This window comes from Brevundimonas sp., from assembly GCF_035626535.1.
In the GTDB taxonomy this organism is placed as follows: Bacteria; Pseudomonadota; Alphaproteobacteria; order Caulobacterales; family Caulobacteraceae; genus Brevundimonas.
In genome coordinates, this window is record NZ_DASPNO010000086.1 from 1 (window position 1) to 7,928 (window position 7,928).

Annotated in this window: 9 protein-coding genes; 5 read left to right on the forward strand and 4 right to left on the reverse strand. The window is 69.5% G+C overall.

Annotation, left to right across the window (positions count from 1 at the left end):
* Positions 1 to 198: 198 nt before the first annotated feature.
* Both VEC04_RS13190 and VEC04_RS13195 read right to left on the reverse strand, forming a co-directional pair.
* Entirely contained in the window at positions 199 to 690 is a 492-nt protein-coding gene (locus tag VEC04_RS13190) for an SH3 domain-containing protein (RefSeq protein WP_324777451.1), read from the reverse strand.
* A 125-nt stretch (positions 691 to 815) separates the two neighbouring features.
* A complete protein-coding gene (locus VEC04_RS13195) occupies positions 816 to 2,486 on the reverse strand; it encodes a lysine--tRNA ligase (protein ID WP_324777452.1) in 1,671 nt (556 codons plus the stop codon).
* Positions 2,487 to 2,817: 331 nt separating this feature from the next.
* On the opposite strand from VEC04_RS13195, the gene VEC04_RS13200 reads away from it, so the two are divergent.
* The 5 genes from VEC04_RS13200 (at position 2,818) to tgt (ending at position 6,420) form a co-directional block, all read left to right on the forward strand.
* Complete coding sequence (locus VEC04_RS13200) at positions 2,818 to 3,279, forward strand: Hsp20/alpha crystallin family protein (RefSeq protein WP_324777453.1); 462 nt, start codon at positions 2,818 to 2,820, stop codon at positions 3,277 to 3,279.
* A gap of 78 nt (positions 3,280 to 3,357) precedes the next feature.
* The gene (locus VEC04_RS13205; protein ID WP_324777454.1) at positions 3,358 to 3,663 is read left to right on the forward strand and encodes a hypothetical protein; all 306 of its coding nucleotides are present in this window, start codon (positions 3,358 to 3,360) and stop codon (positions 3,661 to 3,663) included.
* Between the two features lie 68 nt (positions 3,664 to 3,731).
* Complete coding sequence (queA, locus tag VEC04_RS13210) at positions 3,732 to 4,823, forward strand: tRNA preQ1(34) S-adenosylmethionine ribosyltransferase-isomerase QueA (protein WP_324777455.1); 1,092 nt, start codon at positions 3,732 to 3,734, stop codon at positions 4,821 to 4,823.
* The gene (locus VEC04_RS13215; protein ID WP_324777456.1) at positions 4,820 to 5,299 is read left to right on the forward strand and encodes a hypothetical protein; all 480 of its coding nucleotides are present in this window, start codon (positions 4,820 to 4,822) and stop codon (positions 5,297 to 5,299) included. The genes queA and VEC04_RS13215 overlap by 4 nt, the downstream gene beginning before the upstream one ends.
* Positions 5,296 to 6,420: a tRNA guanosine(34) transglycosylase Tgt gene (gene tgt, locus VEC04_RS13220; RefSeq protein ID WP_324777459.1), complete on the forward strand. Its 1,125-nt coding sequence runs from the start codon at positions 5,296 to 5,298 to the stop codon at positions 6,418 to 6,420. The genes VEC04_RS13215 and tgt overlap by 4 nt, the downstream gene beginning before the upstream one ends.
* Here tgt and VEC04_RS13225 read toward each other — a convergent pair.
* Positions 6,417 to 6,965 (reverse strand): hypothetical protein, encoded by a 549-nt coding sequence (locus tag VEC04_RS13225; protein WP_324777457.1) that lies wholly within the window; start codon positions 6,963 to 6,965, stop codon positions 6,417 to 6,419. The two genes, tgt and VEC04_RS13225, sit on opposite strands and share 4 nt — an antisense overlap.
* Before the next feature lie 31 nt (positions 6,966 to 6,996).
* Positions 6,997 to 7,338, reverse strand: a complete 342-nt coding sequence (locus tag VEC04_RS13230) for a hypothetical protein (protein ID WP_324777458.1) — start codon at positions 7,336 to 7,338, stop codon at positions 6,997 to 6,999.
* Between the last annotated feature and the right edge of the window lie 590 nt (positions 7,339 to 7,928).

The following is a 7,928-nucleotide window of genomic DNA, read 5'->3' on the forward strand; positions in this document are numbered from 1 at the left end:
CACCGGCGGCGAGACCCTGGCCAAGGAGGTGGCGGGGCTGACCGCGCGGGCGGTGACGCTGGCCTCGGCCAATCCTGCCTATGAGCCGCGGATCGTGCCGCGCAAGGACATCGTCTGGATGGGCCGCATCCTCTGGGTCAGCCAGTAACGAAAAGGCCGCCCCGGGGCGGAGCGGCCTTTCCTTGCGCTGCGGCGATATTAGCGGCTGACGTAGTGGGCGTTGACCCAGCCGCCGCCGGCGATCTGGACCCATTCGCCCTGCGAGCTCACCGCAGTGAACGGCTGGCCGGCCGACAGGCTGCCGACCTGACGATAGTTGGTGCCGGGACCCGAGCGAATGCGCAGGTTCGAAGTGGCGCGGTAGGTGTCGCCCTGGCCGTAGCTGTAGTTCGAGCTGTAGGCCCGGGCGCGTTGCTGGTTGCAGCCGATGTAGGAGCCGGCGGCGGCGCCGGCGCCCGCCCCGACCACGGCGCCGAGCGTGCGCTCGTTGTCAGAAATCTGGCTGCCCGCAAGGCCGCCGATGACGGCGCCGATCAGGGCGCCGGCGCGCTGACGGCCGCCGGGGGCGTCGCAGTTGGTGATGCCGTTGGCCCGCGACTGCGCCATGGCGGCGGTCGGAAGGGCGGCGGGCGCCAGCGAGGCCAATATGGCGGCCGAGGCCAGAGCGACGGTGATCTTGTTCTTCGACATGGCTCAGTCTCCTGTCATCGAGTTGGTCGATGGCAGGCACAATGCGCGGCCGGAGATGAAGGCTCCCGGAGGCGCCCCGTTATGTTCAGTTCATGTACGTTACCGGACGAACGCCGGTCGGCGGCTCAGGACGCCAGCGCGCCGTTCGCCCCGTCCTCGATCAGCCGGATGGTCTGCGGCAGGCCGTAGATGGCCGCGAACGAGCCGAAGCGCGGCCCCTGCGATGCGCCGAGCAGCACCTCGTAGAGGGCTCCGAACCACGCCCGCAGCGGCTCGAAGCCGTGCGCCTTGCCCACCGCATAGACCTCGGCCTGGATCAGTTCGCCGTCGGTCGTGTCCGCCGGCAGAGCCTTCAGCCGCGCCGCCAGATCGAGCAGGGCGGCCTTCTCCTTCTCGTCCGGGAGGCGGTAGGCCTTGGTCGGCTTGACGAAGTCCTCGTAGTAATTCAGCGCCCGGTCCATCAGCTGGTCGAGCAGCGGTTCGCTCTCCGGCGTCGCGTCCGGCAGGTATTTGGCGAAATAGGCCCACAGCTGCGCCTTCGACGACGCATTGGCCACGCCGACAAGATTCAGCAGCAGGGCGAACGACACCGGCGAGGTGTGGTCCGGCGGCGATCCGGCGTGGATCGACCAGACGGCGTTGTCGATCCGCTTGGCCGGCTCTTGCGTCTTGTAGGCCTCGATGAAGGCCAGATAGTCGTCGATGGCGCGCGGAATGACGTTGAAGTGCAGCGACTTGGCCGACTTCGGCGACTGGAACATATACCAGCTCAGCGACTCCGGCGTGCCGTAGCGCAGCCATTCCTCCATCGTCAGGCCGTTGCCCTTGGACTTGGAGATCTTCTTGCCCTCGACGTCGAGGAAGAGCTCGTAGTTGAAGCCTTCGGGCGGCACGCCGCCCAGGGCCCGGCAGACCTTGGAGCTCTCGCGCACGCTCTCGATCAGATCCTTGCCCGACATTTCGTAGTCGACGTCCAGGGCCGTCCAGCGCATGGCCCAGTCCGGCTTCCACTGCAGCTTCACATGACCGCCGGTGACCGGGACCTCGGTGCGGCCGCCGGCCGGATCGTCGAACACGATCGTGCCCCTGGCGACGTTGCGCTCCAGCGTCGGCACCTGCAGCACGTGGCCGGTGACCGGGCTGATCGGCAGGAAGGGCGAATAGGTGGCGCGGCGCTCCTCGCCCAGCGTCGGAAGCATGATCGCCTGGACGGCGTCGAACCGCTCCAGCAGCCGCAACAGGACCTCGTCGAACCGGCCCGACCGGTACTGACCGGTCGAGGACAGGAACTCGTATTCGAAGCCGAAGCCATCCAGGAAGGCGCGCAGGCGGGCGTTGTTGTGGGCCCCGAAGCTGTCGTGCGTGCCGAACGGATCGCGCACCACCGTCAGCGGCTTGTGCAGGTCCTCGCGCAGCATCTCGGGATTGGGAATACCCTCCGGCACCTTGCGCAGCCCGTCCATGTCGTCGCTGAAGGCGATCAGTCGGGTGGGCCAGTGGTCGCCGGTCAGGGCGCGGAAGGCGTTGCGCACCATGGTCGTACGCGCCACCTCGCCGAAGGTGCCCATGTGCGGCAGGCCGGATGGGCCGTAGCCGGTCTCGAAGATGACCGGCCGCTGCAGCGCCTCGAAAGCCGCCAGCGCCTCGTCCGCCTTGCCGGCGTCGATCAGCAGTTTCGCCGCGTCCCGCTCGGCGTCCGAGAGCCGCTTCTTCAGAACGTGGTTCAGAAGATTACGGGCCTGTTCGAACGGCCACGATTTGGCGTCGCGCGCGAGGGTTTCGAGGTTCTGCAGCATGGGGCGGGGTTTGGCGCGTCCCCGGTCCCGGGTCAACGGCGGCGGCGTCGCCCCTCAGCCTGAGAGACGCTCCGCGGGTGCTGCAAAGAGCCAAATTTTTTCCGGGGTCGCCAAGCCTCCGGGTCTTGCGCGCCCGCCGCTGAAAACCAGATTCCGCGTGCCGGGCCGGAAAGGTCCGGTCGCCCCTCGCGGGCGTCCTCATGATCATTCGCCAACCGGGCGGGATGGGATTGGGGAGCGGGCCACAACCCGCCACGCTCATCCCGCTCCAGACAAAGGAGGTACACAGATGAACGTGCGCGATCTTGTCCCGTGGGGTCGGAACGATCGCATGCCAGCCATGACCGGCGCCGACGAGCCGGCCAGCCCCATTCTGACGCTCCACCGGGAAATGAACCGGATGTTCGACGACGTGCTGCGCGGCTTCGACCGGCCGTTTGGGGCCATGTCGCGGATGAGCGGCCCGAGCCTGGAGGTCGACGAGACCGACACGGAATACCGGGTGACCGCCGAACTTCCGGGCCTCGGCAAGGACGATGTCGAAATCACCTGCCACGACGGCGTGCTGAGCATCCGCGGCGAGAAACAGGGTGAGAAGCGCGACGGTCGCGGCTTCAGCGAGCGCTGGTTCGGCCGGTTCGAGCGGCGCGTGGCCCTGCCCGACGCCGACGAGGCGCGGGCGCAGGCCTCGTTCCGCGACGGCCTGCTGACCGTCACCCTGCCCAAGTCGGAACGCGCGCAGGAAAGCGTACGCCGCATCCCGATCAACGACGGATCGGCGACGACCCACTGACGGCCGCCTGACCGTGCGCGGAGCGCCACGCACCGCGCGCGGTCACCCATCGCTGCTTTATTGTTGGAATACTGAAAGATGGAACGCGTCATCGTTGAGCCCCTCGAGGGCGGATGGGCGGTGCGCTCGGACGTGCTCGACAACCTGATGGTGTTTCGCTCCGGCGGCGCCGCCGAGCGGGCCGGGCGCGACCTTGCGCTGGGGCTGGCGTCGGCGGGCGAGCCGGCCGAATTGCTCCTGCGCCTGAAGGACGGTTCGAAGGCCGCAAGGTTCGTGTGCTTGCCGCCGACCGACCGCGACCCCGAACCGCTGGTGGTCGGGGTCAGGCCACGCCTGAAGGCTCCATCGGGAGCGCCGGCTCCGGCCGAGATCGCGACCGCCTGAGGCGCCGGGGCGGTGGCGGCGAGGCGCGGCTTGACCCCGCTCCTCCCGCGTGGCCTTTGCGCCGCTCCATGAAGACCGCCGAATTCGATTTCGATCTGCCGGAAGACCGGATCGCGCTACGCCCCGCGGAGCCGCGGGATTCCGCGCGGCTGCTGGTGGTGCGGGACGGCGGGCTGGAGGACCGGGTCATCCGCGACCTGCCGGACTTCCTGCGGCCGGGCGACGCGCTGGTGTTCAACGACACGCGGGTGATCCCGGCGCGGCTCTCGGGCGTGCGCGAGCGGGTCGGACCGGAGGGCGAGATCCTGACCGTCGAGGTCGAGGCCACCCTGCATCACCGCGATGCGCCGGACGCCTGGTCGGCCTTCATGAAGCCGGGCAAGCGGATCAAGGCCGGAGATCGGATGCGGTTCGGCGCGGAAGCCGACGGCGCCTGCCTGCTGGGGCGTCTGGACGCCACGGTCGAGGCCAAGGGCGAGGACGGCCTCGTCACCCTGCGCTTCGATCTGTCGGGACCGTTCCTCGACGAGGCCATTCGCGACGTCGGGGTCATGCCTCTGCCCCCCTATATCGCCGCCAAACGGGCCGAGGACGACCGCGACCGGTCCGACTACCAGACCATGTTCGCCCACTGGGACGGATCGGTGGCGGCGCCGACGGCGGGGCTGCATTTCACCCCGGCGCTGATGGCGGCGATCAAGGCGAAGGGCGTCTCGACCCACGCCGTGACACTGCACGTCGGGGCCGGCACCTTCCTCCCGGTCAAGGCGGAGGACACCACCGACCACCGGATGCACAGCGAATGGGGCGAGGTGTCCGCGGAGACCGCCGCGGCCCTGAACGCCGCCCGCGGCGCCGGCGGGCGCATCGTCTGCGTCGGCACCACCTCGCTGCGCCTGCTGGAGAGCGCCACGGACGAGGACGGCGTGGTGCGCCCGTTCCACGGCGACACCGATATCTTCATCACCCCCGGCTACCGCTTCCGCGCCGCCGACGTGCTGATGACCAATTTCCACCTGCCGAAGTCGACCCTGTTCATGCTCGTCAGCGCCTTCGCCGGACTGCAGACGATGAAGGCCGCCTACGCCCATGCCGTGGCCGATGGGTACCGGTTCTATTCCTATGGGGATGGTTCGCTGCTGTTCAGGGTCCCGGCATGATCCACGCCCCGCCGCATGAGCTCGGGACCGCCCTCGAGGCTCTGGCCGACGCGGCGGCGGAGGCCGACCTCCGCGATCCGTGGTGGGTGTTCGGCGGCGCCGCCATGGCCCTCGTCGGCCTGACGGACAGGCGCGTGCCCGATGTTGACGTCCTGGCCAGCCCGGACGACGCCCGCCGGCTGGCGGTCGCGCTGGGCGCCGGCGTCGTCACCGATCCCGGCGAGGGTCAGTTCCGTTCACAGGTCTACGCCCGCGCCGCCGGCCGGGCCGTGCCGATCGAGATCATGGCGGAGCTGGAGGTGCGCACGGGCGCGGAGTGGCGCCCGGTGCGGTTCGCAACACGCGTGCCGGTGGCGGCGGGCCGGCATCTCGTTCATATCCCGGCCCTGCACGAGCAGATCGCGATGGCCCGCCAGTTCGGCCGGCCCAAGGACCTGGCCCGCGCCGACGCCCTGGAACAACTGAACGCCGCCTGATGCCCTTTCCGTTCGACATCTCCGCCACCGACGGCCGCGCCCGCACCGGGGTGCTGAGGACGCCCCGCGGCGATATCCGGACGCCCGCCTTCATGCCGGTCGGCACCGCCGCGACGGTCAAGGCGTTGACGGTGGATCAGGTGAAACAGACCGGCGCCGACATCCTGCTGGGCAACACCTATCACCTGATGCTGCGGCCCGGCCCCGAGCGGATGGAGCGGCTGGGCGGACTCCATGAGTTCATGCGCTGGGACAAGCCGATCCTGACCGACTCGGGCGGCTTCCAGGTTATGTCGCTGTCCGGCATTTCGAAGCTGACCGAGGAAGCGGTGACCTTCTCCAGCCATATCGACGGCTCGAAGCATGTGCTGACCCCCGAGCGGTCGATCGAGATCCAGGCCGACCGGCTGGGCTCGGACATCGTCATGCAGCTGGACGAATGCGTCGCCTGGCCCGTCGAGGAGCCCCGCGCCCGCTCGGGCATGGAGCTGTCGGCGCGCTGGGCGAAGCGGTCGAAGGACGCCTTCGGCGCGCGGGACGCCCAGGCCCTGTTCGGCATCCAGCAGGGCTCGACCTTCGAGAACCTGCGCCGCGAATCCTCGGACCGGCTGCAGGAGATCGGGTTCGACGGCTACGCCATCGGCGGTCTGGCCGTCGGCGAGGGCCATCAGGCCATGTGCGAGGTGCTGGACTACGCCCCGCAGATGCTGCCGGTGGACCGCCCGCGCTACCTGATGGGTGTCGGCAAGCCCGTCGATCTGGTCGAGGCGGTTTGGCGCGGCGTCGACATGTTCGACTGCGTGCTGCCGACCCGCGCCGGGCGGCATGGCCAGGCGTGGACGTGGAACGGGCCGATCAATCTGAAGAACGCCCGCTTCGCCGAGGATCAGGGCCCGTTGGACCCTGACGTCCCCTGCCCGGCCTCGCAGGACTATTCGAGGGCCTACCTGCACCACCTGATCCGGGCCGACGAGATCCTCGGCAAGGTGCTGCTGAGCTGGCACAACATCGCCTTCTTCCAGGCCCTGACGGCGGCGATGCGGGCTGCGGTCGCCGAGGGTCGGTTCGAGGCCTTCCGGCGCGACTTCCACGCCCGCCACGTCTCGAACGGCGGCGGCTAGCGCCGGCTGCCGCCGCGGGGCCGGAACCAGGCCGGGGCGGCCGGCGGGGCGCAGTTGCGATGCATGCCGACACCCTTCAGGAAGGCGCGGCGCATGCGGCCGGCCTGGATGGCCGCCTGCACATGGCGGCTGTGTTGCTCCGCGCCCGACAGCCTCCGGATCCAGCTGCGGCCCGGGATGAAGTCGGTCGTGGTGTCGCGGATGGCGTCGAGCGCGGCCTTCGACGCGGCGTCGCCCGCCCGTTCACCGAGGGTCGAGCCGTCGGGCGCCGGCGGCTCGTCGAGGTCAGGCCCCAGCGCCTCGTTCAGGCGGGCGATCTCGGCCCCGATGGTCGAGCACCGGTTCATGTTGCGCAGGTCGTAGGGAGCCGCCTCGGCCTGCAGCAGCACGGTCGGAATGTATTCGCGGCGCAGGTTCAGGTCTTCGAGGGGCGCGGTCGCGGCGGCCCCGACGCCCGCGCCGAAGTCGCGCGCGGCCGCGCAGCCGGCCAGCACTACAGACGTCATCGCAAGGAGCAGGAACGCGCGCATGACGCCTTGAACCATGCTCCGGGCCGGACCGGAAGGGGATCACGCCCTAGCGGCCGTCGGCGGACCCCGTCTTGACCCGGTTGCGGTTGCCGGCGCGGGTCTTGGGCCCCTGCTGGTCCATCTTCTCGGTGCGTTCCGGCCGGTTGCGGTTGGTGCTCCCCAACTGGACGTCGTCGGCGCCCAAGGGATCGCCCTCGTCCATGTAGTCGGCGACTTCGCCCGACGCCGGCGGAGCCAGCGTCGACCCGGCCACATCCGGCGCGGCGTAGCTGCGCGGCTCGGGACGCAGGCTCTCGCCCCCCGCCTCCGTCTGATCGCCGGGGCCGACCGGATCGGTGGCGGCGTTCTGCGCCGTCGCCTTGGACGAATGGACGTTCTGATGCGGCATGGCGGTCTCCTTCGCTGTCTTTCGACAACGGGGCCTGCCTGCCGTCAGTTCCTGCAAAAGGGGGTGGTACGTCCTCTCGGGCTCGAACCGAGGACCCTCTGATTAAAAGTTCCCGGCGGTTGGAGAGCCGGTCCCGCCGTGACGGCGTTTGCGCGTTTTCGTCCCGGTCATCGCGGGGCCGGAAAGGGCGCGGCTGGGCGGCGAAGTCACACGATGGGTGCTGGCGCCTTTTCCACCGTCCGTTCGTTCATACTTCAGATCATCGTTGCGATGATCATCGCGGTGATGCACCCTCCCGGTAGCCCCGGACGGCGGTGCGAACCACCATCCGGGGCCCCGCGGAGCCAGCCAATGGCGCGAGGAATACGGGGCCTGCCGGATGCGCCCGGCAGGCCCTTCGCGCTCTTGACGCCTACATGATGAACCCTGATTCGCGGTCGTGGGTGATTCGCACGCCGAATTTCTGTCGCCGCTGTGGACATCCATGTGGACGTCGGAAAAATACCCAATGATTTCAGTCGGCGGTTTCAGGCCGTCAGGATGCGATGTGGCCAGCCTCGATGGCGGCTTTGCGGTTGAGAAGCTCCAGG

Bases quoted from the DNA above. Each gene is read 5' to 3' on its own strand.
- VEC04_RS13190 (WP_324777451.1), bottom strand. From the start codon at position 690: ATGTCGAAGAACAAGATCACCGTCGCTCTGGCCTCGGCCGCCATATTG.
- VEC04_RS13195 (WP_324777452.1), bottom strand. From the start codon at position 2,486: ATGCTGCAGAACCTCGAAACCCTCGCGCGCGACGCCAAATCGTGGCCG.
- VEC04_RS13200 (WP_324777453.1), top strand. From the start codon at position 2,818: ATGCCAGCCATGACCGGCGCCGACGAGCCGGCCAGCCCCATTCTGACG.
- VEC04_RS13205 (WP_324777454.1), top strand. From the start codon at position 3,358: ATGGAACGCGTCATCGTTGAGCCCCTCGAGGGCGGATGGGCGGTGCGC.
- queA (WP_324777455.1), top strand. From the start codon at position 3,732: ATGAAGACCGCCGAATTCGATTTCGATCTGCCGGAAGACCGGATCGCG.
- VEC04_RS13215 (WP_324777456.1), top strand. From the start codon at position 4,820: ATGATCCACGCCCCGCCGCATGAGCTCGGGACCGCCCTCGAGGCTCTG.
- VEC04_RS13225 (WP_324777457.1), bottom strand. From the start codon at position 6,965: ATGGTTCAAGGCGTCATGCGCGCGTTCCTGCTCCTTGCGATGACGTCT.
- VEC04_RS13230 (WP_324777458.1), bottom strand. From the start codon at position 7,338: ATGCCGCATCAGAACGTCCATTCGTCCAAGGCGACGGCGCAGAACGCC.